Here is a 25657-nt window from a genome sequence, read left to right on the forward strand (position 1 = left end):
GGGTTATAATGAGCCCAACAAAAGAGGATTATTTAAAGGTGCTGTTTGAACTTGGAGCGTGGAAAATCCAAGTGCCGAATAAAGAAATTGCCGAACGCCTGAATATATCTCCGCCGACGGTAACTGAAATGATGAACAGTCTTGTTAAAGCAGGTTGGGTGGAATACACACCATATAAAGGAAGCATGCTGTCAGAAGCAGGTGCTGAATATGCGAAAAGACTCATTCGAAAACACCGTTTGTGGGAAGTTTTTCTCGTTAAAAATCTCGATTTTAATATCGATGAAGTCCATAACGAAGCTGAAGTTTTAGAACACTCGACGAGTGATATATTAGCCGATCAGCTTGAAAAATACTTAGGCTATCCCGAGCACTGCCCTCACGGCGGTGCGATACCATTAGAATTAATGGATACGCAGGAAAAAGTATCCATCCGTTTATCAGATATTAAAAACGATGACATTGTCAGCGTATCGAGAATGTTGAATGAAGAAAAACTAGTCCAGCACTTTAAACGCGCCAATTTGAACATCAAAGACGACATTCAAATTACTGACCGCGATAAAGCTCTCGATCTGCTGTACATTACTAACCATACTACCGGTGAAAACATTGAATTAAGCCGGACGATTGCTCAATATTTGTTCGTGGTGGATAAATCTGAGTGATTGATAAATTAAGTGGAGGCTGGATTCCAATGACACCACTTAATAGAAATCCAGCAATACACAAAAAAATCCGACGCCCAAAGGGGAATCGGATTTTTTCTTACCATATTATATTATTTAATATCTTCGCCTAAATAAGATTTAAGCATCCAGTTATTTTTCTCAATATCCTGTGCCATTGCGATGAACATATCTGCTGTGCGGTCGTCCCCTGCATCTTCTGCTGTTTTAACGCCCTGGTTCAGTTCTGCTGACAGTACGTCGAAGTCTTCAGTTAACTGCTTAACCATTTGTTTAGCATCCAGACCGTATTCGCCTTCTTCAATACTTGATTCTTCAAGTACTTCTGTCAGTTTAGCAATCGGTTCGCCTCCGATTGTTAAAATTCTTTCTGCAAGGTCATCAACGTACACTGCTGTTGCATCGTATAACTCTTCAAATTTAGCGTGTAATGAGAAGAAGTTAGGTCCTTTAACATACCAATGGAAGTTATGAAGTTTAGTCCATAGTACCGTGTTGTTCGATAACTGCTTGTTAAGTACCTCAATTACTTGTGTTTTTTCTTTTACTTGTGCCATTAAAATCACCTTTCTTTTATATAAATTGAATTTTCGTCTAAGCTCATTATTTAGAATAATTCTTATCTGTATTTTTATTATACCACGATCAAATGAGATTTCAACTCTTATTTATAATCATTATAATTAAGAGTTTATCTAATTTTATCTACTTTTAGCTATACCCCGGCATACTTTTTATAAACATAAAAAAGACTGGATTATAATAATCCAGTCCTTTTGAGCCCGTCATGGAGGCCATCCTCATCAACGTGTCCCGTTACGTATTTACTGACTGCTTTCGCTTCTGAAACACCGTTGCCCATTGCAACACTATTCTCAATTAGCTCGAGCATCTCTACGTCGTTCGGCCCGTCGCCAAATGCATACACATCTTTAATATCAATATTCATTTTATCAAGCAGAGTCTTAATACCCTCAGCTTTCGAACCGCCAGTGGGAATAACGTCCGTACAAAATTCATGCCATCTTAAAAAGTAAACATCTTCATAAGATGATTTATACTCTGCTTCTTCCTCTTGTGTACAAAACAGGAGCGCCTGATAAATATCATTACCCTCGAAATACGCTTTGTCTTCTGATACTTCAAAGTCCAGTTTCAAAGATCCGATACCAGCTTTAACATGTTCGTGCTCTTTCGTACTGACTCTTAAATCCTTCTCATCACAAAAGGCGACCGGGTGATTATTGCTGTGCGCCTTGGCACTGAGTTTTTCAAGCGTGCTGTTCTCGATCGGATTATCGTAAATGACTTCACCTTCAAAAACAATGTACTGCCCGTTGTAGCTGATGTAGGTTTCAATGCCCAGTTCAGCTCTCAGTTTTTCATACATAAAAGGTCCGCGACCTGTCGCTATTGCGACAATATGTCCGTCATTTTTTAACTGGCGGACAGCGTTCTTCGCACTTTCAGGCACCTGTTTATCAGAGTTGTATAACGTTCCATCGATATCAAAAAATATTAACTTGCTATTCGACATAATGCACCTCTTCTAATTTTAATTACAGTATATAAGTATTCGTTAAAATAATTAAGCCGATAATTAAGCCGGCCCAGATTACTGTCATTGCCAGATTCGACTTATCGTGAAAGGCAGTGTACAGCTTGAAGTCTGTAACGATATTGAGTACGAGCTGCAGTATAATTACGCCGATTAACAGCCAGATGCCGAGCGTGATACTTCCTGTGAAAAATATTAGAGCTCCAGTGATAAATACCGCGGTCATAACGAAGAAAAATACTCGTTCAATATTAACCAGCTTCAGTCTCATTATTTTAGCAATTGCTTTCTCATCGCTAAAGTATCTGCGTTCATCAAATGAAAAGTGAATTCTCTCGTCATTTAAAAATGTGGTCATTGCAAATTTAATTAATAGTCCCGCCACCAGGACAAATAATAATATGTACATATAGGAAATCCTTCCTGCTAGTTATTCACTGCCCGTTTCGCCAATTCATCCGCCATCTCATTAAAACGAACGCCGGTATGTGCAGCGACTTTATAAAAATGTATATTAATATGTTCTTTATATTCGTGCATTTTTGCAACGTACTGCTGCGTCACAGCATTCTTCGCCTGCCATTCTTTAGTGTACCACTTTTCAAGTCCTGCGTAATCATAGTGCACATGGATGTCCTGATAGCCGTTGTCAATTGCCCATTTCACAGCATACAGAATACCGCCAATTTCAGCTGATACATTCCACAGGTTATTATCCGGATCCACCGGCGTACTTTCAGCTGCTGTATGAATCACTTCATCATTAATGATAAACACTGCACCGAATCCTGCTTTATTCACCCTTTTATCGTAGCTTCCGTCCACGTAGCTGACGAGTTCGCCTTCAGGTATTTTTTTATTTTCATCTTTAAGATTATTCATAAAGTTTTCCGCTTCAGCTTTTGTTTTAAATGATTTAAACTCAGCCCCGCTGAATCCTTTAGCTGCTTTTTCGCAGGCTGCCCATGTATTATATATGCCCGGGCGATGGCCTTTTCTTACCGCATAAAATTTCGCCATATGTATCCTCCTGTAAATTTCTGCACTTAAAATCACTCATAATTGTATCACGAGCTGACCATCCGTATACAGCCCAAAAATTTTCAATACACTGATATTTCATGTGAAAACACTTTCTTGAGCAAGCCTTCTGGACATTGAATTTAATGTGTATTAACATCTCCTATGTGCTATAAAAAGAAAACTTGAAAGGGAGGCGCGTATGTTTAAAAATCCTTCAAGAAATACAACTATTACCGTCTTTATGATTGGGGCTTTTGCAGTCGGGATGACAGAGTATGTCGTTACCGGATTGCTCACTCAATTTGCCGCCGATTTAAATGTTGCAGTTTCCACGACAGGACTGCTGCTGAGCGTATACGCGCTGAGTGTCGCTCTGTTTGGACCGGTTATCCGGCTGTTAACTTTAAAGTTCTCTCCGAAATTATTACTACTCATTTTAATATCGATTTTTATCATCAGTAATATTATTGCAGCCACTGCACCGAATTTTGAAGTGCTGCTCTTATCACGTCTCTTATCCGCATCGATGCATGCACCGTTTTTCGGTGTCATGATGAGTCTCGCTATGGCAATTTCACCACCTCATAAAAAAACAAGTGCGATTGCACTCGTTAACGGCGGTCTCGTTATTGCGGTAATGCTTGGTGTACCGTTCGGTTCTTATATTGGTGCCGTACTCGACTGGCGTGTTGTGTTCTGGATTATCGTGGCACTTGGTGTCGTTAATCTGATCGGTCTGATTTTTGTCACACCGAACTACAGAACAGGCGAGGTTCCAAAAATTTCTTCCGAACTGTCTGCCTTAAAAGATAAAAACGTCATTATGCTTATCATCACGATAGTCTTCGGTTATTCAGGAGTTTTTACAGCTTATACTTTCCTCGAACCGATGCTGCGTGAAATCGCAAATATGGGAGATCTTGGCGTCACCTTCAGTATGCTGATGTTCGGAACCTTTGCCGTTATCGGCAATTTCTCATCCGGCAGTATCCAGCCTGGTAAACTGACTGGTGCTGTGACTCTGGTTATTTTATTTGTGGCCATTGTTCTCTTGGGCTTTACGTTTATGCTGCAGGTACCATATCTCGCTTATATTGCAGCCGGTCTGTTCGGCCTCGGCACTTTCGGTATTTCACCGATGCTTAACGCCAAAATCATCTTTGCTGCAGTTACGGCACCGGCACTTGCAGGCACGCTCGCCGCTTCAGTGTTCAACCTTGCGAATGCAGTCGGTGCATCGCTTGGTTCTGTCCTTCTGTCAAATGACTTCAGCTATCAGCAGATTACATTTATTGCAGGTGGTATGCTGATATTCGGTGCATTATGCATGGTAGCCACGCATTTCATTGAAGATAAAAACCTCTTTACAGCTGACTGATATAAGCAGTTTAAAAACCCTCCGGAGAATCTAAAATAAGATTCTCCGGAGGGTTTTTATATTATTGCTGTTTTAAAATGCAGTCTGCAAGCAGACGGTAGCTGTTCAATTTATCTTCTATATTATGAGTAATTGTGACAATCATAAATTCATCTGCCTGATACGCTTCACTAAGTTCAGTCAGTTCTTCCTTAACCTTGTCAGGTGTACCGGTGATTAAGTTCGATAATATATTGTCAGTTTCCTCTTTCTCTTCTGCCGTCAGCTCAATATCTGCCATTTCTTCATCGCTTGGCACGCCTTTAAAAGCACGCCCGTTTGATTTCAATGCCTGATTGACCGCGTAGCTGTATGCCAGCTGGCGGGCTGTCTTATCATCTTCGTGACAAAACACATTTACAGTAATAATCACTTCGCCTCCGGCACTGTGTTCACGATATGTACTCAGCACATTCAGAGGGTCACTGCCGCTCATAAATTTACCGAAACAGTAATTCATATTATTATCCCGCGCAAACATCGCACTTTTCTCGCTGGTACCGAGCATCCATAATTGCGGCGGACTGTCCGGTACAGGTTTTGGCTCGAGACTTTCATCATCGTTATTTATAAAAACTTTTAACTCCGATACGAGTTCGGGCATTTTAAAAACATGCTGCAGGTAATTATCACTGAGCGCTTCGGATGCTTTATTATCCCCGCCCGGCGCCCGGCCGATACCAATATCAATCCGGTCGCCGTAAAGCGTTGCAAGCGTATTGAACACTTCCGCTACTTTATATGGTTTGTAGTACGGCAGTAATGTCGCACCGCTGCCTAAGCGGATATTTTCCGTCAGCATACCAATACCGCCAAGTGTCACCTCAGGTGCACTGGAAGATAAGCCGGCCATGCCGTGATGTTCTGCCAGCCAAAACCTCGTATATCCCAGTTCATCACCAAGTACAGCCAGTTTTACACTGTTATGAAGCGCTTCACTAACAGACATATTTGCAGAAACAGGTGCCTGATCAAGAATGCTTAATTTCATAATCTTATTTTTCCTCTTTCAGAGTAATACGGTATTCTCCTACATTATCTTCTTCATATAAGTTATCTAATGATGTTGAATAATTTATAATTCTCGCTCTGAATTCTTCATTGTTATTACCGGGGAGTCGTACAAGAAATTCTTCCTTGTACAGATGCTCGGATAAGTTGTGGTAATCTTCACTCGCCACATCAAATGCAATGCGCACTGTTCCCTCTTCTTCATCTCTTTTTAACTCTTTTACATCCAGAGTTATATCGTCTAAAACTATAATGTCATTCGTCATTACTTTTCATCCCTTTCAATTCGCTAATGAGAATATTAACACTCGTAATATTCTATTGCTAATAACTTGATTACCCTTTTTTAATTTTTGTAACCTTAGGGGGAGAAAGATTTTGGCGTTTCCGATAATATTAAACATGCTGCTTTTTTCACATATGATTAGACATGGGCAGTTTTATTACGTACATTATAGAAATACAAATTGATTGGAGACTTAAAAAATGTTCAGTGATATTAAACAGTTACTCAAAAATCCATTTTTAATTATTTCTCTGCTGGCAATTGCAACGATTCCGGCACTCTACACTGCAATTTTTCTCGGATCCATGTGGGACCCCTATAATCAGCTCGATGAAATACAAATAAGCGTCGTCAATGAAGACGAAGGTTCAGAGCTGAACGGCGAACCGCTTAACGTAGGTGAAAGAATTGAAAACGAGCTCGCTGAAAACAATGAGTTTGACTGGCAGTTCACAGACCAAGAGACTGCGACAGACAACTTGGAAAACGGTTCGTCTTACGCAATTATACATATCGCAGGTAATGTATCCGAACAGGCTACAACGCTGCTCGATAAAGACCCTGAGTTAATTTCAATCGACGTTACTACTAACCCCGGCTTTAACTTTGTCGGCAGTATGATGGGCACACAGGGCGGTTCAGGTGTTGCATATGCTATCGCTAAAACCGTTGGTGAAACGTACACTGCAACTTTAATGGACTCCCTCGCTGAAGTCGCAGCATCTACGGACGATATTGAGACTGCCTTATCAGATATGGAGGACGGCGCAGGTCAACTTCGTGTAAGCAACGAAGAACTGCAGGCCGGACTTGATCAGGCTGCACCGGCACTTGGTGCGGCAGGCAGCCAGCTGACACAGGGCAATGCTGAAATTACAGCTGGTTTAGAGTCACTGGAAGAAAACCTTGCGGCACTAGAACAGGAAGTTGCAGAGGGCTCAGCACCGATGGATGACTACTCATTTACTGAACACAATGCTGAATCAATCATCAGCCCTGTCGAAGTTACAGAAAGTGAAATTACTAATATGAGTAACTACGGGCAGAGCTTTGCTCCGTTTATTATCGCTGTCAGCTTATTTGTCGGAGCCGTCGCATTCAGTGTGATATTCCCTATTAACCGGAGCTCTAAAAACTATTCGAGCGCACTTTTAATGTCAGTAAGCAAACTGGTTATTATCTCAGCACAGGCAATAATATCAACTGCTGTGGTTGCGGCAGTTATACAATTTATGTTTGACTTCCCGATAGAACAGCCGCTTAAATTTTACGGCATAATGATTCTGTGGGCATTCGCTTCACTGCTGCTCGTCTCGCTGCTGGTGTCGCTGTTAGGAAATATCGGTAAATTCATCACGATAGTTTTCTTAATTATTCAGCTCTCGGCGAGTGCAGGAACATTCCCGATTGAAACTGCCGGGACGATATACCAGGCCGTTCACCCTATTCTGCCGATGAGTTATGTTATCGCGGCAATGCGTGAATCGATATTCAGTTTTGAAGGCAGTTTATCGTATGGTGATGCACTTATTTACACCATTGCGATTACGGCCGGCAGCATAATAATACTGCAGCTGATAAACTTCCTGAAGTTCAAATTTACTTCATTCGAAAACCTGATCAGAAAACTGAGCAGAATTCAGTATTAATTTAAAAAGCACTGTACCCCGGCGGTACAGTGCTTTTTTCTCATCTTTTTATAATAGACTGTCGTCCTCATCTTCCTCTGTCCGGTCTTCCACCGGATAATCGAGCTCTCTTAATCTATTAACAAACTGCTCATGGTTCAGATAAATATGATTCAGTTCTTTTAGTATTTCTTCCCCGTTATAAAAACGGATGACCGTCTGAATATCACGTTCAATTGTAATATTGGTAATATCTTTTTTAGGCAGTACTGTCTGCCCGCGGCGAAATTTAATAATCATGCCCGACGGTGCAATATGCAGCTCATAGTATTTATCACCTTTATCGGATTTAAAAATAAAACCGAGTACAATCCCAACTATAATTATTAATGCGACTATATATGCACGGTTAAATGCACTTTCTTCAGTATTATTAAAAGTCATATAGGACATGTCAAAAATAATAAATAATAAGTACGCGCCCATCACTGTGAGTCCGAAAAGCTTTGTATTAAATCCTTTCGGATCATAGTTTTTAGGCACATCTTTTCTTTCTAAATAAATTACGCGGTCGTCAGCCAACTTAACACCTCTTCTTATCTTTATTCAGCGCCAAAATTTTGTATGCTCTTTTTTATCTTTAATATTAAATTCTATAATTTCTTTCAGCAGACTGTAATCTACTTCGTCGCTGTATTCAATCTTATACGTCATCTTTTCATGTGTATATCCTGCATTTTTAATTTTATCGCTGAAAACATCAATTCCTTTAGCTTCAGGATTAATTGAAAAATGGTTTTTAGCAGGTTTGACACCGATGATAAAGGTCCCGTGATGAGAATATAAAGGTGTGCTCCATTTTACCTCAGGCTCCAGTTTTGGAAATTCCTCTTCAATCCATTCATATACCCTACGAACTTTTGTGCTGTTTTTTTCGCCTTCAATTTTTTCAAGATAAGGCTGAAATAAGTCAGTCTTCATTTACATCCACCCTTTATATTTGAAAAACATAAGCATGCCGATGCTGATAAGAACCATAACACCCAAGGTTACAAAGTACGCCGGACCCCAGCTGAGTTCAGGCATATTTTCAAAGTTCATGCCATATATACCGGTAATCAAAGTCAGTGGTAAAAAGATGGCTGAAATTATTGTGAGGACATTAATTATTTTATTCATGCGATACGTATTGTATGAAATGTAGTTCTCTTTCATTTCATCAATCATCTCTTCCGAGAATTGAATAATCAGCTTCTGTCTGTCGATTTTCGAATCAATTTTGCTTAGTATTTTCTCGCTCTGGCTGCTGTTAAATATATCATCCTGTTCTTTAAACTTCTCGACTAATTCTTCCATCGGAATAATCACACGCTTCACACGGAATATTTCTTTTCTGACATCGAACATTTTAACAGTGATGTTCTCATCTTTGCGCTCATTTCCGTGTTTTTCTTCAAACGATATAACATCATCTTCAATTTCATGCACAATATCAAAATACTGATCGACCGTCGCATGCAGAATGTGAAGTGCGATATCAATTTCTAAATCTTCGTGCTTATTTTTAATAATTTCTGCAATATCGATAAAATCATTCAGCACGCCGTTATGATACGTAATAATTACGTCTTTCATTACGCAAATGTTAATTGCATGGGCTTCCAGTGTTTCTCTGTCGATAACATGGCAGATTAACAGCTGGTAATCATTAAAGTTATAATACTGCGGGCGGTATTTTTTTGTGTTTTCATCTTCAAAATTATCATCGCTGAAATTAAAATCTGACAGCAGTTCCTCTTTGTCATCAAAATTATTGTAGTCGTACCATGTAAAAGTCACATCGTACGGCACTGAATCCCGTCCATCCGCTGCTGTTTCTATTTTATTATTTTTCGATATGTACTGAATTTCAAGACTCATGCGCTCACCCTCCCTAAATTCTAATACCCGATTGGCTGATGAATAACGCAAAAGAGCAGTGAAATCCTCTGATTTCACTGCTCTTTTAATCTTATATTATTTTGCCTCTTCTTCAAAAATTGTATCTTTCTTGAATCTCGAGCCTTTGAACATTATCTTACTGATAATTGGATACACAATACCTGCAACAATAAATCCGATTATCCATGCCAGATCAACGAATGTGAATGCTGCTGCTGCACCGATAGCAAGTGCCAGTAAAGCTGCGTAGTTCATGCCGTCAAAGTGACCGCCTTTTTTATACAATTCTTTAATATCTATTTTCTGTTTTCTCATAATGTAGAATTCCACAATGAGAATCGCAATTAATGGTCCTAAGAATGCTGAGTAAACATGAACAAAAGTATCAAGTCCTTTTGCATTGTCATCCTGTACTAATAACCATGGGAATGAGCCCATCGCAAGAAGTCCTGTAATTGTTACTGCAACTTTGTAGTTCAGTTTAGTAAACAGCTGAATAACATAAGTCGGCGTTACAATATTCGCTACCATGTTTACTGCGATTGCACCAAACACGATAAATACAGAGATGAATAACTGCATGTAAACATTATCGAATAATGCCGGAAGTCCAAGTGCCGGGTTTGTGAAGCCTGTTGCACTTGCAAGCATTGCACCAACAACGATTACCGAACCGTAAGCAACGATAATCGGCAAGAAGTAAAGCATACCTCTTTTGCCATCGCTGTAACCTGTTTTAAGTTCACGTGAGTAATCTGCTGCACTTAAGAAAATTGCTGCGTAGTTGCCAAGGAATACCATGATGTATGCAAAGAACGGAACTCCCCACGTACCTTCTGTGTTAATCCATGTATCAGTAATTGCTGCGCTGTGGTCTTTAATAAGAATTACAAAAACTGTAATAACGATACCCATCAGAACGACAGATGCTACTGACTCAACCGCTTTAATACTCTTGAAACCTTTCATAGAAAGGAGAATCTGTATAACTAATAGAATAATAAATCCAAGGAATACATTATCAAGCGCTCCGCCTGATAGTATTTTGAACACTTCATTTAACGCGGTACCACCGATCCAGCTTTGAATACCGTACCAGATGACTGCCGGCACTGCACGGAGCAGTGAAGAAATAAGTGTCCCTTTCTCACCAAACGATGCTTTTAGATGTGCCACATACGGAATACCGTATTTATAACCGGCTCTGTCGTTTAATGCGAAAAGGATAGAAATAATCCCGATTGCGATTAATGCCGCTGCAATTGTCTGCCAAATGTTTAAGATGGCCATACCCGCAACTACAACACTCGCACCGAGTGTCATATTACCCATGTTTACACCGTCACCGACCCACAGGGACATGTATCCGGCTGCACCGAGCGTTCTGTCTTTTGGACCGTTTGGCTTAAGAGAATCCGTCTGAGCTGCTGCGTCTAAGTTCTCTCCGGAAAGATTAGTGTGTTCTTCTGACATATTTACACCTCTTATTATATTTTGTATTTCATATACTTTGTTATCAGTGTCTTGCACCATTATTTATTATATATGCCTAACCGTCCGTTGTCTTTATCCAATGTAGATAATTTTTCTAAGATTTATCTCTTTAATTATCTATATATTACATAGTTACTCCTTTCTCATTATTTCCAGTATCTTCAGACCGACCTGGACTGACAGCATTTCATTCGCATCTTCGTAATCCATCTGCGTAATTTCCTTAATCTTATCAAGACGATATGAGACAGTTTTATAATGTACATACAATCTGTCGGCCGAACGCGATACATTTTGCTGGCACATGAGGAACATTTCCAATGTTTCAATTAATTGTTCCCTGTTTGACTTATTGTAATCAATCAGCCTCTGCAGACTTTGAGGAATGAATTCTTTCAATCTGTTATTATCGTTCCTGAATTGATACAAGAGACGATAAATACCAAGCTCTTCAAAACTGAGCACAGGTTCATGCTGATAGGACATTTCATTTACGTCGAGCACTTCCTGGGCTTCTTTGTGACTTTTTGGGAGGTCGTGTACGGTATCTGCTATCGTACCGATACCCGTATATACTCTCGCATCGCTGACGGCACTTTCAAATTTATTAATTACAAAGCCGAGGGACCGTTTGATGCTGTTCATTTCTTTTTTCTTATTGCTCTGACCGGAATGTATCGGCCAGATAACAATCACCTGATTAAACCGTTCACGCACAATCGCATTTTTTAAATAATAGTCGATATTACTAATTAAAATATTGTAATACCGTTCCCTCGCGACACTCGTTACTTTTTTATCGTTAAACTTCAGCGTAAATACAACCACTGCAGACCGGCTGTTTAAATCAAACTTAATATTATCCGCACGCTCGGCAATATCATCTTCGTCCTTAATGTCACCTGACAGGAGGTCATCGATAATTTCATTTTTATATTTCTTTTCCACTTCAGAAATCGCAATTTTCTTAGCGAGATTTAAAGATAACGCTGTCGCTGCATTTTCAATAGCGATAAAATCAAAATCATTGAAACCTGAATGTATTGCACTGATAACGAGCATAACTTTCGTCTGGTTCACTGTCGTTATCGGAATCATAATCTGTTCACACTCGCGGTCCTGCAGTTTCGGATAGATAACGAATCTGCGGTAAATCGGGAAGATCGTGTTCTTAATGTTTTCTTCCACCTGAAACTTATCCGATTCGTAAAACAGTTCTACTTCACTGTCCGTTGTCGCGATTACTTTAAAAAGCTCGTTATAAATGGTCACGGGATTGCCGATCAGCGACTCCAGCGTTTCGATAATCACTTCATCGCTGACATTTTGAATCGACAGCTCGGTAAAACGGAGATGAATCTCTCTGAAGTACTCGAGCTTTTCAACATCCTGATTAAAAATTTTGCGCGTCACTTTATAAATAATATCGATAAACGGAACAGCTGTCGGCAGCGATATAATCGGAATATTTCTCTCTTTGCACACTTCCATTACAGGAGCCGGGATGCTGTCAAACTCTTCTCGGAGCTTTACAATCAGAGCGCTGATTTTTTTATCAGCAAGCTTGTGCATCCAATCCTTCATCTCTTCGTCGTTTAGATCTTTTACCGGGAAGAAACTTGTGAGTATCGTCTCTCCTCCCTTTAGCCATAATGAAATATCTGGTGAATCTATTACTGTAATGCCTTTTATATTCTTCGAGAGACTTTGTTTTGTGCCGATATATTCTGCATCCTGCAATTCTTCAAGCGTCAGTAACTCTTTAACTGTATATTGCATAAGCCAAACCTCATTTTTAAAATCGTTTTATCGTAAGTCGATAAACACTTTAATATCTTCTACCATATACTATAACAGCATTTGTACCCTATATACCCTATAATTTGCTCATCGGAAACTCACTTATTCTTATCGATGTTGGATAGACCTTTTTACACTAATAGATTCTCACTAATACTATTCTATTCAATTTAAAATGCTATGATTAAATTATTACTATTAGGAGGTTGTTTTATGAGCAGAAAAGCATTCAACACAAAAACAGTGAGCAGCTCCGGACCGTATTCACACGTTACAGACGCCGGAGACTTTCTCTACTTCTCGGGACAGACAGCAAAAAACAGACTGGATGTTACAGAAGATTTAACTGGAGATATTGCGAAACAGACTGAAGTTGCATTCAATAATCTATTCGATGTAATGGAAGATATGGGTGTTACAGAAGAACAGGTTGTTAAAGTTAACGTATACCTGACAACGATGAAGAACTTCGATGCGATGAACGAAGTGTATAAAGAGAAATTCAGCGCACCATACCCGTCACGCACATGTGTCGCAGTATTGGAACTTCCGCTTGGTGCAGAAGTTGAAATTGAAATGATCGTTAAGAAATAATAATTGAGAAAAAAGCAGAATCCGATTGCCGGGTTCTGCTTTTTTGCTTTATTTGTGCTTTCTGATAGCTGGGATACACATGAGTCTTAATCATGCCAGTCCCGGGAGTTCCGGATACATATGAGACCCGATCATGCCAGTCCTGGAAGTCTGGGATACACATGAGACTCGACCATGCCAGTCCTGAGAGTTCCGGATACACATGAGTCTTAATCATGCCAGTCCCGGGAGTTCCGGATACATATGAGACCCGATCATGCCAACTCTGAGAGTCCCGGATACACATGAGCCTCTGTCATGCCAGTCCCAGAACTGATATGATAAAATACAATTGAGGAGGCGTTACTATGAAAGTGTTGATTTTTGACGGCGAATGCAACTTTTGCAGTTTCTTCGTGCGTTTCACTGTAGACATTAACGAAAATCCCGAACTCCGTATTACCGATTTTAATACTGAATGGACAAAAGAAAACTATACGCCTGACAACGATATAGACAGCGTTATTTATATTGCTGAAGGCAGAACTTATATACACTCGGATGCAGTACTGCACATGCTTGCAGATGCTAATCGATTATTTAAACCCGTTATACTGCTTAAACTTGTTCCTAAGTTTATAAGAGATACGATTTATAAACTCATCGCGAAATACCGCAAAAATATACCTGTAAAAAATGTATGTGAACGTCCGAATCAAAAGTTTCTTGATATGTATTTAAAATAGCTGCTGCACATCATTGATGTGCAGCAGCTTCTTTTTTATAGAAAAACATACCAGTCGGTTCAATAATTATCCCGGTGTATACAGGGTAAATAATACTAACTATTTAAATTTACAGGAGGTTTTATCATTGCTTGAATTCGACAAACTAATATTTGATGGACCGGATGTCATATTAAGAACCGTGCTGATTGGTTTAATGGCATATACTTCTGTTATCGTTATCATCCGGCCAGCGGAAAAAGATCACTTTCGCAGCTGAACGCCTTTGATTTTGTTGTAGCAGTAGCGATTGGTTCAATACTCGCAAGTATTCTTATCAACCGTAATGTAACTATCACTCAAGGTATTACAGCTTTTTTAGTCCTGATGATTATGCAGTATATTATTACCAAACTCTCAGTTCACAGCAGTCTGGTAAGTAAATATATAAAAGCTTCTCCTTCCCTGCTCTTTCACAATGGAGAATTCCATTATAAAAACATGAAGAAAGAACGCATTGTGGAAACCGAGATAAAACAGGCTATTCGTTCAAACGGCAGCGGCGATATGTCTGACGTAAAGGCTGTCATAATCGAAACAGATGGCAGTCTTTCTATTATCAATAAAAAATCAGGCGAGGAGAATATAGACTTGGATTCTCCACTATTCAGCGAAGTAAAAAAATAAGCGTGCCACCGTCGTTTCACGGTGGCGCGCAATTACTGTTTCTGTGCCACCGTCAGTTCACGGCGGCGCACTCACAGTTATTCTTATCTAAAAAATATTCAGTGCCGTATATATTACAAGCGGCAGCGTAATTGCACTCAATAATGTACTCATCATCACGATTTCTGCTGCATATTCCGGATCATCGCTGTATTGCTGGGCAATGACAGAACTGTTTACTGAAGCGGGCATTGCAGTTGTAATCAATATCGCCTGCGCAACGACGCCGTCCACGTTAAATAAGAACAGTAACGGCAGTGCCATCGCCGGGATGATTAACAATTTTACCGCTGTGGCAATAAAAGCGCTGAATCGCAGATGTCTGAACCTGATTCCCGCAATTTGCGTACCAAGTATAAATAGCACCATACCAATCATCGCATCTCTTATGTAATCTAGTGATGACAGAACAGGTGTAGGCAGACTGATATTAAAGTAATTAAATAACAGCCCTAAAAATAATCCGTAAAAAATCGGCATTTTAAAGTAACCGAGAAGTGCTTTAAATTTCCCCACATTTTCTGCACTCAACACAAATATACCGTATGAGTACGCGATAATATTTTGGAACACGACCATCATAACCTGAACACTCATGGCAAACGGGTCACTTTTAAATACAAGGTCATTGACCGGCACACCATAATTTCCAGCGTTATAAAAAAGACTTGAGTTTGTAAATAGCACGGTGTGCTGCCCTTTCACTCCTGATATTGCTGCTATAACTCTCGATACAAGGTAAGAAATAAGCGCAAATATAAATAAAAACATCATTATGTATAACAGCAGGCTAAAGTCTATGTCCGAGCTGTACAGGTTCATAAATATGAATCCCGGGATAATATAATTCACCATCAGCTTGCCGAGTGTCGGTCTGTCTAAGTTTAATTTCAGCTGCGAAAAGTAACCGATAAAGACGATTATCGCTATAGGCAGCATAACGTTGCTTAAGATAAAAAGGAATTCCGTCATATAATGCCTCTTTCCTAAAAATTATAAAAGCTTAAAAATATTTAATAAATAAGAGCTGTCATTATCCTTTTTATAATTTGCTGAACTGAAGTGAAGCCATCACTTTAACTTTATTACTGACTAGCATACCGCCATTTGTTAATGATTTGTTCCATGTTAATCCATAATCACTGCGTTTCAGTTCAAATTCCCCTTCAAATCCATATACTTCAGTTCCCCACGGATTTGTCCGGACACCTTTGTTATAAAGAATTATCATAATATTTTCAGTGTGGTTCATTATCGTTAAATCCCCAAATACTTTTACAGTCTGCCCGGCTTTTCTCACTTCTGTTGATTCGAATGTAACTTTAGAATATTTTTCGGCATTGAAAAATTCCTCTGAACGTAAATGTTCATCTCTTTCCTTTACGTTGGTATCAATCGACATAACATCCGCTTCTCCGTATATTTTTGCACCGGTCAGATTAATCAGATCATTCGCCTCAATCGAAATCTTAAAATCATTAAATGTTCCTGTAATTTTGGTCATCATCATATATGTAACTTCAAAGCTCACTTGAGAATTCAGTGTATCAATAATATATTTATCCATAGTATCCTCCTATATTTATAATTGATATTCATTCTGTACGAATTTATTTGTTAAGTGCATCTATAAATAAATCAGTAAACTTTTGTTTATCATCCTGAGACAGTGCTTTCGGTCCTTTTGTCCGTCCGCCGCCTCTTCTGATTACACTGCTCATATGACGTGTTTCAAGCATATGATCCATATTCATTTTATTATACTCAAATCCTGTGTGATGCAGTACTGTACAGCCCTTTGGCAAGAGCAGTGATGCCAGGCCGTAATCCTGCGTGACGATAATGTCCCCCGCTTCAGCCAGCTGGACAATTTTATAATCCGCTGCATCCGGTCCTGCGTCGACGTAAACAGCTTTGACATGCGAATCCAGTTCTCTTGAACTGAAATGCGACAGGCTTGATACAAGTACGACGTCTATATTTTTTTCTCTAGTTTCTTTCGTTACGATATCCTTCACCGGACAGGCGTCCGCATCGATAATTACTTTCATATCCCACACCTCTTAAGTTCAGTATAGCAGTTTTATAAATAGAAAAAGCTCACAATATCTCCTAAAAGATATTATGAGCCTGAATATTAATAATTTAATTTTCGTTTCCAATTCAGCGAGAACAGACTTGATGAAATCGTCCCAACAAAGAGTATAATTACGATAATAAACACTATATAGTATGAACCGCTCGCATCGTATAAATAACTGAACAATGTCGTTCCGACTGCGACACCCAGTGTTGATGCCGACATAATCGTCGTATAAATTGACGCATAATCCCGTCCGCCAAATACTTCACGAATAACTACAGGCGGTAATAATGTAGACCCTGAGAACCCTATGCCGAACAGCAGTGCACCAAGGTACAGCATACCTATGCCGAATGAATCAGAAATCATTAATGCAACAACACCAATCATTCCGCCGCCGATACCGACAAACAGCGCAGATTTAACTCCGAATTTATCATTGATTGCTCCGAGCATAAATTCCCCCCCCCCCCCCGTCTGACCGATTGTTACACATGTCACACCTGTTGCCGCCATTGCAGCTGTAAAGCCGATCGATTCAACAAAGTTCGGCACATGGAAACTGACCGTTGAAGCGAGTCCAAACAGACCGGTAAATAATAACACCAGATAAAACGCCGGTGATTTTAATGCAGTTCGTTTCTCAACACCTGTTGCCGGTGTTTTATCGACTTTAGTATTTTCAACATCCACTTCATCTTCACCGTAAGCTTTCATATTCAGCTGTTCCGGTTTAGAACGAATAACAAAAATAGTAAATGGCAGAATTAACAGTGCCACAATTACACCAAGTGCCATATATGTCTGGCGCCAGCCGATTGATTCGATTAAAATACCTGTCACCTGAGCGAAAATTGCACCGCCGACTCCCATAAATGCCATAGCGAAGCCTAAAGACGTACCTGCTTTTGCTTTAAACCAGTTGTTCATAATTAAAGGAATTGAACCGTAAATTAAAAATGTACTCCCTATCCCTAAAGCCACACCTGAAATATAAAAAGGTATAACCGAGTTATAAGTACCCATTAAACCAAATGCCACCGCATTAATAATCCCTGCGATTGTTAAAATATAACGTATATCGAATCGATTAATATTCTTCCTGCAAAAGGCAGTAAAATTGTAACGACTATATACATAATAGAGGTATATAAACTGATTTCAGATACCCCAACATTTAAATCCTGTGCGACAGCGCGATATAAAATCGGTGCACAGCTGACAATAATACCAACACTTGCTGCGTAAATCGCAGCACTCGCTATCATTATCCACCATGCGTAATGAAATTCACCTTGTTTTTTCATATGTCCTCCCATGAAAATAGAGAAGCAATTAAACTTGCTTCCCTAATAATCTTTTTTAAAATAATTATTATTGGATTGTAAATCCACCGTCGATTGGTACAATTGCGCCGTTCATAAATTTAGCTTCATCAGATGCTAAGAATACTGCTAAGTCAGTAACCTGATCTACCTGAACGAAGTTGCGTGTCGGTACCGCTTCTTTTGAAATTCCAGCAGGTGCCCCTGTCTCAGGAAAATCTTCATCAGTTTATTGAAAATGGAAAGTATGATTTATGTATTACGACAGAACGTATTGAACATAATAATATAGAGTGGCTGCCACTCTATACTGAAGATATATATCTAACCGTACCAAAATATTTTAGCGAAGCCAAAAAGGATTCTGTGAACCTGACAGAACTGGATGAAAACATCCCTTTTATCGGGCTGACTAATCAATACAGTTTCCGCCAGCTGACAGACAACATTTTACAAGCCACTGGGTTTTCTCCGTATTATCAGGTGGAAGTTGAAGAAGCAACAGCTATACTCCAGCTTGTTAAAAAAGGTCATGGTGTCGCCTTCACACCCGAGACATCGATGAATATTTATGATCATCAGGTCAAACATTTAAAGATTGAAAATAAAGATTTCACACGCACTATCGGCTTACTGAAACATAAGTATATGTATCCGACGAAAATATCACAGGCATTCATTAAAAAATCACAGGCATATTTTGATAACTTATGATAAAAAATATTTTAATTTTAGCTATTATAGACAATGATTTTTAACATATCTTTCTATATTATAGGGTAGGTTATTATAAATTATAATTAAATAGGAAACGGTGTGATATAAGACATGATGAAACATTTTAAAAATGTCGATAACTGGCTTGGCGGACTTCAATGGTTAATGTATATATTTATTAATACAGTCGTTGTACCGATTACGATGGGGGCAGCTTTTAATCTGTCACAGGCAGAAATCGTCAGTACAATGCAGTTTTCATTTATTCTCGGCGGAATCGCTTGTTTGATGCAGGTATTTATCGGACACAGAAGACCGATTATGGACGGACCTTCCGGCCTTTGGTGGGGAGTGCTGCTCGCATTATCTTCACTTGCTGCAGCACAGGGTATGCCCATTGCAGAAGTTGGCGGCAGCATCGCAACAGGATTAATTATTACAGGAATTCTTACTGTAATTATCGGTTTAACAGGTGTTGGTTACTACCTGGAGAAATTATTTAACCCGAGTGTTATGGGTGTATTCATGCTTTTATTCGGTGTATCTCTTTGTATCAGTTTCTTTAAAGGCATGGTCGGCCTGCCATTTGGCGGCGGAGAAGGCCCGACTGAAATTCAAGTTGGACCGGCAATTCTGTCATTCGTAATTGTTACCCTTGTACTGATTTTAACAATTCGCGGTTCAAATAAATTATCGCAGTATGCAATGCTTATCGGTATTATTATCGGCTGGCCGGCGTACTTATTACTATTCGGTCAGGACACTCAGCTTGCAGGCGGTGCAGCAAGCTCCCTGGAAATTTTCTGGTTCCCGCTGGGTTCACCTGCGTGGAATATCGGAATTATACTTACAGTAGTGATTACAGGTATGCTTAACTTATCTAAACAGTACGGCTCAATTAAAGGAACAGATCCAATCTATCCGGATTCACCTTCAACGAGCAAAGATTACAGAAACTCATTTACGATTACTGGTGTTATGACAATTATTCCAGGATTCTTAGGACTGGTACCATACTCACCTTTCGTATCATCAATCGGTTTTATTCAGCAGACTAAAATTTACGAACGTATGCCGTTTATCTTCGGTGCGGCAATGTTCTTCGTTATGGGTGCTATTCCTCAAATCGGTTCATTCTTTACGATGATTCCGTTAAGTGTCGGGTGTGCGGTCTTATTCGTATCATACGTACAACTTTTCGGTTCAGCGTGGGACTGGTTCAAACTTGTGGAATTCAACAGCCTCAATATTTACCGTGCAGCGATTCCTATGTTCTTAGGACTTGTCCTTATGGCAGTACCCGCTTCAGCATTCGCAAGCCTGCCAGGCTACGTGCAGCCGTTATTATCAAGCGGCCTGTTAATGGGTACGATAATTTCCATCGCAATGGAAAACTTCATGAACTGGGATAAAGTCGGTGCGACAATCTCCAACAACATTGGTAAGAATATTGAAAAAGAAGAACCTGTTAATAAATTATAAGTAACGTAAAAAAGCTCTGTCCAAACGGACAGGGCTTTTCTTTATGCCCCTGTCACAATGTATATTTTTATCATTATGGTAAAGTAGAATCATAAAATGAATAAAGTGAGGGGTTTGAACATGGACGTAAAATTTCCTATTGGTCAATTGCAAGTACCTGAAAACATAGCTTTATCGGATATCGAAAAATGGTTGGAAGACACCGCTACTTACACAGAGCGCTTACGTGTGGAGGTTGATTCTTTGTCTGACGAAGAGCTGAACAAAACATACCGCGAAGGCAGCTGGAACGTTCGTCAACTTGTACATCATATCGCTGATTCACAGCTGAATATGTATCAGCGTCTGAAACTCGCCTTAACTGATAATAATCCTAAAGTGCCGGAATTCATTCAGAATGAATGGGCAGTCTTACCGGACAGTAATCTCCCGGTAGAGAGTTCTATTAAAATGCTTGAAGGTATAAATGAGCGTGTGGTCGCGCTTGGCAGCAGCTTAACTGAAGATCAGTTAAAGCGCGTGTTCACACATGAGGTTAATGGTGAAATCTCTGTCGGAACAAAAGTTGCGAAATTATCATGGCATGAAGAACATCATTTAGCACATATTAAAATCGCATTATCAAAATAAATACTAAAATCTCCCTCTGAAAACATTTCAAAGGGAGATTTTTTATTCGAGCTCAATAATATTTAAATCGAGCAGATGATCCTCATGGAAACTGATGTTAATATAGTTCGCACCTTTAACTTCAGGGAGATATGCTGGCACTGCTGTAATCTCAACAGTTTCTATAAATCTGCGCCCAGAGTAATAACTAATATAAGCAGGTGCTGTAATGATATAGTCCTCGGAAGGTGTATATGCCAGAGCACCTGTTACGTAATAGCTTTCATCATCAACAAAATGACCTTCATCATCAATCCGTTCGCCGGTAAACACATCATCACCTGTCAGGAAATCCTGACCGAACATAATCGTGCCTGTCATTCCCTCTTCAACCGGCTGCCCCCGTCCAATGAGCTCATCAGGTGTCGTATTTACTTCATTACCTGCTGACGCATCTTCCAATGCTTCATTAATCAGCTGGACCGTATCTTTTTCCGGTTCACTAAAGCTCACTATTAAACGATCCGCTTCAGGCACACTTTCTATAATGTGCGGGCCGTCATGTCCATAGTTATTTGTTTTTATAAATTCATCGCCGTAAAAATACGAAACATAAGAAGCCGTTGTTACAGTATAATCCTGTCCCGAATTATACTCTATCGGGTTTGTACGTGTCATATGACCACGTGCATCGTCTTCACCTCTGTAATTAATCCAGTAGCCTGCTAAAACTTCAATACCGTCCATTACATTAACGGGTTCTGCAGGCTCTTCAACTGATTCGGTCTCTCTATTTTCACCGCCGTCATCATTAGATATTTCCTCGGATTCAGTACTTTCCTCTTCCTCTACTGCTTTTGTCGCTTCTGTCTCTGTCTCAGTGCTTTCAGGCTCATCAATCGGCACTTCGTCAGTATCTCCGCACCCCGCCAATATAAATGCCCCTGCCAGCATAAGTATTAACAACCTCATAGCCTCTCCCCCTGTTTGTGTTCCCCTTTTGATCTACTACAACTGTATGTAACATTACTAACCTATACCCATATTTTCTAGAAAATAATAAAACACTGCCTGATTTTTATCAGACAGCGCTTTAGAAATTTATTTACTTATGGATTATTTGACCATAGCCCAGCGTGTTTCAGTACAACACGTTTGTTTAATTTAAGCTGTGCGACAATCAGTTCTGCCAGATCTTCCGGCTGCATTACTTTCTCAGGATTGCCGTCAGTTAAGTTAAGTTCAACAGCCATATCAGTTGCGACTGTACTTGGAGTTAATGTTGTCACGCGGATGTTATGCTTACGAACTTCCATCATCAGTGATTCACTTAAGCCGATTACTGCTGCTTTCGACGCAGAGTATGCACTTGTGATTGCTCCGCCTTTTTGACCTGCAGTTGATGAAATATTAATAATATCCCCTGTATTGCGTTCAATCATTTCAGGAAGTACAGCACGAGTTGTGTAGTATACGCCGTTCACGTTAACATTAAGAATGTTTGTCCATTCTTTTGGAGTCAGCTCCATAAAGCTGCCGAATTTCGAAATACCTGCGTTGTTTAACAGAATATCAATTGGACCAAGTTCTCCGCGGATTGCTTCCACCGCTGAAGTAATTGCATCTATATCAGATACATCGGCTGCTGCTACTGCTGTTTTAACATCGTAGTTTTTAAGCTCTTCCTGTACTTGTTTCAGGTTTTCAATCGAACGGCCAACCAGTCCGATATTTACACCCTCTGCTGCAAGAGCAAGTGCTGTCGCACGGCCGATGCCGCGTCCTGCACCTGTAATTAGTGCTGTTTTACCGCTTATATTTTGCATGTTGAAATCTCCTTTAACTCTTTACTTTCATTAGTAATTTTAGCATGTTCCTTACTTTTTTCATAACTTATGAGTTTAAAATACCGGGCAATTCATGGAGATCTTTAATCTCATAATCAGCACTTATTTTAGATAAATTCTCCAAGCTGTAAGGATTGTACAAGACTGCATCGATACCCGCCGCGCGGGCTCCGGCAATGTCAGAAACTAAACTGTCACCAACCATCAGTATTTCAGACGCTTTTAACTTTGCCCTGTCCATACTCTCTATGAAGAAGTTTATATTTGGTTTTGCATATCCGATGTCATCAGAGACATATAAGTCAGTAAAATATTTCTTCAGTTCTGACAGCTGCAGTCTATTCTCCTGCATTGTTAAAACACCGTTCGAAGCCGCGTATATTTTATAATCTGCTGAGAGCTCTTTTAACACTTCTTCAATACCAGGTTCCATAATGTACTGTTCGCCGAGTAATTTCCCAAAATGTTCTTTAGCAAGATTGCTGTCATAATTCAAGCCAAGTGTTTCCGACAGCTCAGCGAATCTTATATCCAGTACTTCTGCCACAGTCAGCAGTTCTTCTTTCTGCTGTTTCCATAAACGTTGATCAATCGCAGAAAACGATTCAAATACATTTTTGTTATATTCGAGATTGAGCGTTGAAAAAGTTTCTTTCAATGCACTCTCACTGCATTTTTTAAAGTTAAATACTGTATCATCAATATCCAGAAAAATTACTTTATACATAGCTGTTCTCCCAACATTTATGTCATTATAACCTTAATGAGACTATATCAATAAAAATAATGATACTCAACAGTTTCATTTTCACATTGATTTATTATATTCTTAAGTCAGAATCTAAATAAATGAGGTGCAATGATGAATATTATCGTTACCAGCCTATTCGTGGATGATCAGGATAAAGCATTAAAATTCTATACGGATGTTCTCGGTTTTGTAAAAAAACATGACGTCCCTGCAGGTAATTTCAGATGGATTACTGTTGTCTCGAAGGACGATGAAAACGGTACGGAACTTGTCCTTGAACCTAATGACAATATCGCTGCCCAGGATTATCAGAACAGCTTGATGCAGCAGGGCATCCCTGCAACAATGTTCGGTGTTAATGATATAGACAAAGAATATGAACGGCTAGAAACACTCGGCGTTGAATTTACGATGGAACCGACGGCAGCCGGCGATATGAAACTCGCAGTGTTTAACGATACGTGCGGTAATTTGATTCAGCTTATAGAACAGTAAAAAAAGAACACTTTCCGCTATGGGAGGTGTTCTTCAACTTTCAGACTAAGATGATTTATTTAAAAACTTTAGAATCTCTTTATTGACCATATCCACTTCTTCCTGATTCACCCAGTGAGTCGCATCCTTAATCCAGGTTACCGATGCCGCATTTATAAACTTAAGACTTTCCTCTGCCAAGCGCTTTGACAGAAAGCGGTCTTGCTCTCCCCATATAATTTTTACAGGAACTTCAATTTTCTCTTTACTGATATGCTTCATGCTGGAAGAGATAGCACGGTACCAGTTCAGCATGCTGGACAAAGCACCAAGTTTACTCCATGCCTGCTTATACTCCTTAATATCATTCTCTGTAAAAGTACCATCACGGCTGCTCCCTTTTAATACCTGTGCTGCATTTTTAAAATCTCTTCCGCTCAGTACTTTTTCAGGCAGTATCGGGATTTGAAAAAATACCATGTACAGACTTCTAATTAACTGTGATGGTGTTTTAAGCAAAGCTTTTGGGAAGACACCCATATGAGGTATATTAATCGCGATAAACTTCTGTACGAACTCCGGATGCGTACTCACCAAATGCCATCCGACAGCACCGCCCCAGTCGTGACCGATAATTACTGCATCTTTTCTTTTGAAATGTTTAATCAGACCGATAACATCCTGTTTAAGCTCGTTAATGACATACGCTTTTTTCCCTTTCGGTTTATCACTCTTATTATAGCCGCGCTGATCGGGCACAGCGACTCTGTAACCTGCTTCAGTGAGCATCTCAATCTGCTTTCTCCAGCCGTACCAGAAGTCCGGAAAACCGTGAAGAAGAATAACCAGTTCACCGTCTTTGGGACCTGTGACTGCAACGTGAAGCGTTATACCGTTCGTTTCAATATATTCAAATTCAATATTACTGTCCATAAGACTTCCTCCAGTCAGCCATATTTCTTTTGATGTGCTTTCTTCAATTTCAAATACTCCTCATCTTCACGTACTTTAACCCATTTCTTTTCAAAAATAGCAGCTGATTCTGCTTTTTCAGGATCAATATCTCTTTCGTTCACTTCACCATCTTTGTTGTATTTCCTGCCGCCTTTATAATTCGCATAACGCCGTGCTCTTGTATAACCCATCTGCAGAAATTTCCTTGCCATATCCATACCGATAAAATCGTTTTTGTCTTTATAATCCAAATACATCTGATAAATTTTATCAGAAGATTCTTTGGCAATATCAGGTGTTTTAAAGCGCCAGTACTGAAGTATTTCACCTTTATAAGGTTCTACAAGCAGCACACCCTGCTCTCCTCTGCCTACCCTGTACAGTTCAGGCTGCTCACGAAAATTTATATTATCAAAATCCAAATCATAATCAAACGCCATAATAACTGCCTCCTCTTATAATTTATAATACCCAACTTGTTAACTTATAAAAGTTTAGATCAAAACAAAAAGCACTCCCCATTGCTGGGAAGTGCTTTGCAACA

The 25657-nt window shown here is 39.6% G+C and carries 32 protein-coding genes and 2 pseudogenes; 12 read left to right on the plus strand and 22 right to left on the minus strand.

The window, feature by feature from the left end; all coding sequences use genetic code 11:
* Window positions 1–8: 8 nt before the first annotated feature.
* Window positions 9–668 carry a metal-dependent transcriptional regulator gene (locus H625_RS0105665; protein WP_026859052.1) on the plus strand — a complete coding sequence of 220 codons (660 nt, stop codon included), beginning with the start codon at window positions 9–11 and terminating at the stop codon, window positions 666–668.
* Window positions 669–781: 113 nt separating this feature from the next.
* Here the strand turns inward: H625_RS0105665 and H625_RS0105670 are convergent, their stop codons facing one another.
* The 4 genes from H625_RS0105670 to H625_RS0105685 all read right to left on the minus strand — a co-directional run bounded on the left by H625_RS0105670 (window position 782) and on the right by H625_RS0105685 (window position 3267).
* Window positions 782–1246, minus strand: a complete 465-nt coding sequence (locus tag H625_RS0105670) for a Dps family protein (RefSeq protein WP_026859053.1) — start codon at window positions 1244–1246, stop codon at window positions 782–784.
* Between the two features lie 200 nt (window positions 1247–1446).
* Window positions 1447–2226 carry a Cof-type HAD-IIB family hydrolase gene (locus tag H625_RS0105675; protein WP_026859054.1) on the minus strand — a complete coding sequence of 260 codons (780 nt, stop codon included), beginning with the start codon at window positions 2224–2226 and terminating at the stop codon, window positions 1447–1449.
* A gap of 22 nt (window positions 2227–2248) precedes the next feature.
* A complete protein-coding gene (locus H625_RS0105680) occupies window positions 2249–2656 on the minus strand; it encodes a hypothetical protein (RefSeq protein ID WP_026859055.1) in 408 nt (135 codons plus the stop codon).
* A 17-nt stretch (window positions 2657–2673) separates the two neighbouring features.
* Window positions 2674–3267 carry a ribonuclease H1 domain-containing protein gene (locus H625_RS0105685; RefSeq protein WP_035785283.1) on the minus strand — a complete coding sequence of 198 codons (594 nt, stop codon included), beginning with the start codon at window positions 3265–3267 and terminating at the stop codon, window positions 2674–2676.
* A gap of 202 nt (window positions 3268–3469) precedes the next feature.
* Between H625_RS0105685 and H625_RS0105690 the strand changes: the two genes are divergently transcribed.
* Window positions 3470–4648 (plus strand): MFS transporter, encoded by a 1179-nt coding sequence (locus tag H625_RS0105690; RefSeq protein ID WP_051238996.1) that lies wholly within the window; start codon window positions 3470–3472, stop codon window positions 4646–4648.
* A gap of 61 nt (window positions 4649–4709) precedes the next feature.
* On the opposite strand, the gene H625_RS0105695 is transcribed toward H625_RS0105690, so the two are convergent.
* The gene (locus H625_RS0105695) at window positions 4710–5678 is read right to left on the minus strand and encodes an LLM class flavin-dependent oxidoreductase (RefSeq protein WP_026859058.1); all 969 of its coding nucleotides are present in this window, start codon (window positions 5676–5678) and stop codon (window positions 4710–4712) included.
* Between the two features lie 4 nt (window positions 5679–5682).
* Complete coding sequence (locus tag H625_RS0105700; protein WP_026859059.1) at window positions 5683–5964, minus strand: DUF3219 family protein; 282 nt, start codon at window positions 5962–5964, stop codon at window positions 5683–5685.
* Window positions 5965–6184: 220 nt separating this feature from the next.
* Here H625_RS0105700 and H625_RS12665 point away from each other — a divergent pair, with 220 nt between their 5' ends.
* Window positions 6185–7633: a YhgE/Pip domain-containing protein gene (locus tag H625_RS12665; protein ID WP_051238997.1), complete on the plus strand. Its 1449-nt coding sequence runs from the start codon at window positions 6185–6187 to the stop codon at window positions 7631–7633.
* 48 nt (window positions 7634–7681) lie between these two features.
* On the opposite strand, the gene H625_RS0105710 is transcribed toward H625_RS12665, so the two are convergent.
* The 5 genes and pseudogenes from H625_RS0105710 to H625_RS0105730 all read right to left on the minus strand — a co-directional run bounded on the left by H625_RS0105710 (window position 7682) and on the right by H625_RS0105730 (window position 12826).
* Entirely contained in the window at window positions 7682–8194 is a 513-nt protein-coding gene (locus H625_RS0105710) for a hypothetical protein (protein WP_026859060.1), read from the minus strand.
* Between the two features lie 24 nt (window positions 8195–8218).
* Window positions 8219–8593, minus strand: a complete 375-nt coding sequence (locus H625_RS0105715; protein ID WP_026859061.1) for an iron chaperone — start codon at window positions 8591–8593, stop codon at window positions 8219–8221.
* Window positions 8594–9532 (minus strand): CorA family divalent cation transporter, encoded by a 939-nt coding sequence (locus tag H625_RS0105720; protein ID WP_026859062.1) that lies wholly within the window; start codon window positions 9530–9532, stop codon window positions 8594–8596.
* Between the two features lie 189 nt (window positions 9533–9721).
* A pseudogene (locus tag H625_RS0105725) lies at window positions 9722–11086 on the minus strand (NCS1 family transporter); the annotation flags it as partial.
* A 93-nt stretch (window positions 11087–11179) separates the two neighbouring features.
* Window positions 11180–12826: a PucR family transcriptional regulator gene (locus tag H625_RS0105730; protein WP_026859064.1), complete on the minus strand. Its 1647-nt coding sequence runs from the start codon at window positions 12824–12826 to the stop codon at window positions 11180–11182.
* A 234-nt stretch (window positions 12827–13060) separates the two neighbouring features.
* On the opposite strand from H625_RS0105730, the gene H625_RS0105735 reads away from it, so the two are divergent.
* From H625_RS0105735 to H625_RS13870, 5 genes and pseudogenes are all read left to right on the plus strand, one after another.
* Window positions 13061–13441: a RidA family protein gene (locus H625_RS0105735; RefSeq protein WP_026859065.1), complete on the plus strand. Its 381-nt coding sequence runs from the start codon at window positions 13061–13063 to the stop codon at window positions 13439–13441.
* A 347-nt stretch (window positions 13442–13788) separates the two neighbouring features.
* Window positions 13789–14166 (plus strand): thiol-disulfide oxidoreductase DCC family protein, encoded by a 378-nt coding sequence (locus tag H625_RS0105740; RefSeq protein WP_026859066.1) that lies wholly within the window; start codon window positions 13789–13791, stop codon window positions 14164–14166.
* 127 nt (window positions 14167–14293) lie between these two features.
* Window positions 14294–14425 carry a hypothetical protein gene (locus H625_RS13970; RefSeq protein WP_281170642.1) on the plus strand — a complete coding sequence of 44 codons (132 nt, stop codon included), beginning with the start codon at window positions 14294–14296 and terminating at the stop codon, window positions 14423–14425.
* Window positions 14422–14496 (plus strand): annotated as a pseudogene (locus H625_RS14000) (DUF421 domain-containing protein); the annotation flags it as partial. The gene H625_RS13970 and the pseudogene H625_RS14000, both read left to right, overlap by 4 nt.
* Before the next feature lie 42 nt (window positions 14497–14538).
* Window positions 14539–14832, plus strand: a complete 294-nt coding sequence (locus H625_RS13870; RefSeq protein WP_245573107.1) for a DUF421 domain-containing protein — start codon at window positions 14539–14541, stop codon at window positions 14830–14832.
* An 87-nt stretch (window positions 14833–14919) separates the two neighbouring features.
* Here H625_RS13870 and H625_RS0105750 read toward each other — a convergent pair whose 3' ends face one another.
* From H625_RS0105750 to H625_RS13435, 6 genes are all read right to left on the minus strand, one after another.
* Window positions 14920–15843, minus strand: coding sequence for an AEC family transporter (locus tag H625_RS0105750; RefSeq protein WP_026859067.1), 924 nt, complete (start codon window positions 15841–15843; stop codon window positions 14920–14922).
* Window positions 15844–15913: 70 nt separating this feature from the next.
* Window positions 15914–16438 carry a YceI family protein gene (locus H625_RS0105755; protein WP_026859068.1) on the minus strand — a complete coding sequence of 175 codons (525 nt, stop codon included), beginning with the start codon at window positions 16436–16438 and terminating at the stop codon, window positions 15914–15916.
* A gap of 43 nt (window positions 16439–16481) precedes the next feature.
* The gene (locus H625_RS0105760) at window positions 16482–16922 is read right to left on the minus strand and encodes a YaiI/YqxD family protein (protein ID WP_026859069.1); all 441 of its coding nucleotides are present in this window, start codon (window positions 16920–16922) and stop codon (window positions 16482–16484) included.
* 86 nt (window positions 16923–17008) lie between these two features.
* Window positions 17009–17995: an MFS transporter gene (locus H625_RS12675; protein WP_245573108.1), complete on the minus strand. Its 987-nt coding sequence runs from the start codon at window positions 17993–17995 to the stop codon at window positions 17009–17011.
* 23 nt (window positions 17996–18018) lie between these two features.
* A complete protein-coding gene (locus tag H625_RS13875; protein ID WP_245573109.1) occupies window positions 18019–18261 on the minus strand; it encodes a hypothetical protein in 243 nt (80 codons plus the stop codon).
* A 67-nt stretch (window positions 18262–18328) separates the two neighbouring features.
* A complete protein-coding gene (locus H625_RS13435; protein ID WP_084135768.1) occupies window positions 18329–18469 on the minus strand; it encodes an SDR family oxidoreductase in 141 nt (46 codons plus the stop codon).
* Between H625_RS13435 and H625_RS12680 the strand changes: the two genes are divergently transcribed.
* From H625_RS12680 to H625_RS0105780, 3 genes are all read left to right on the plus strand, one after another.
* The gene (locus tag H625_RS12680; RefSeq protein WP_051238998.1) at window positions 18445–18993 is read left to right on the plus strand and encodes a LysR family transcriptional regulator substrate-binding protein; all 549 of its coding nucleotides are present in this window, start codon (window positions 18445–18447) and stop codon (window positions 18991–18993) included. The two genes, H625_RS13435 and H625_RS12680, sit on opposite strands and share 25 nt — an antisense overlap.
* 114 nt (window positions 18994–19107) lie before the next feature.
* Window positions 19108–20478 carry a uracil/xanthine transporter gene (locus H625_RS12685; RefSeq protein ID WP_245573110.1) on the plus strand — a complete coding sequence of 457 codons (1371 nt, stop codon included), beginning with the start codon at window positions 19108–19110 and terminating at the stop codon, window positions 20476–20478.
* Window positions 20479–20598: 120 nt separating this feature from the next.
* Window positions 20599–21108, plus strand: coding sequence for a YfiT family bacillithiol transferase (locus H625_RS0105780; protein ID WP_026859070.1), 510 nt, complete (start codon window positions 20599–20601; stop codon window positions 21106–21108).
* Between the two features lie 42 nt (window positions 21109–21150).
* On the opposite strand, the gene H625_RS0105785 is transcribed toward H625_RS0105780, so the two are convergent.
* From H625_RS0105785 to H625_RS0105795, 3 genes are all read right to left on the minus strand, one after another.
* Window positions 21151–22059 carry a hypothetical protein gene (locus H625_RS0105785; RefSeq protein ID WP_026859071.1) on the minus strand — a complete coding sequence of 303 codons (909 nt, stop codon included), beginning with the start codon at window positions 22057–22059 and terminating at the stop codon, window positions 21151–21153.
* A gap of 137 nt (window positions 22060–22196) precedes the next feature.
* Window positions 22197–22913 carry a 3-ketoacyl-ACP reductase gene (locus H625_RS0105790; RefSeq protein ID WP_026859072.1) on the minus strand — a complete coding sequence of 239 codons (717 nt, stop codon included), beginning with the start codon at window positions 22911–22913 and terminating at the stop codon, window positions 22197–22199.
* Between the two features lie 67 nt (window positions 22914–22980).
* Complete coding sequence (locus H625_RS0105795) at window positions 22981–23661, minus strand: YjjG family noncanonical pyrimidine nucleotidase (RefSeq protein WP_026859073.1); 681 nt, start codon at window positions 23659–23661, stop codon at window positions 22981–22983.
* Window positions 23662–23796: 135 nt separating this feature from the next.
* On the opposite strand from H625_RS0105795, the gene H625_RS0105800 reads away from it, so the two are divergent.
* Window positions 23797–24180, plus strand: coding sequence for a VOC family protein (locus H625_RS0105800; protein ID WP_026859074.1), 384 nt, complete (start codon window positions 23797–23799; stop codon window positions 24178–24180).
* Window positions 24181–24225: 45 nt separating this feature from the next.
* Here H625_RS0105800 and H625_RS0105805 read toward each other — a convergent pair whose 3' ends face one another.
* Window positions 24226–25092 carry an alpha/beta fold hydrolase gene (locus tag H625_RS0105805; RefSeq protein ID WP_026859075.1) on the minus strand — a complete coding sequence of 289 codons (867 nt, stop codon included), beginning with the start codon at window positions 25090–25092 and terminating at the stop codon, window positions 24226–24228.
* Window positions 25093–25106: 14 nt separating this feature from the next.
* Entirely contained in the window at window positions 25107–25553 is a 447-nt protein-coding gene (locus tag H625_RS0105810) for a DUF4385 domain-containing protein (RefSeq protein WP_026859076.1), read from the minus strand.
* Window positions 25554–25657 lie beyond the last annotated feature (104 nt).

This window comes from Jeotgalicoccus psychrophilus DSM 19085, assembly GCF_000425845.1.
Lineage (GTDB): Bacteria > Bacillota > Bacilli > Staphylococcales > Salinicoccaceae > Jeotgalicoccus > Jeotgalicoccus psychrophilus.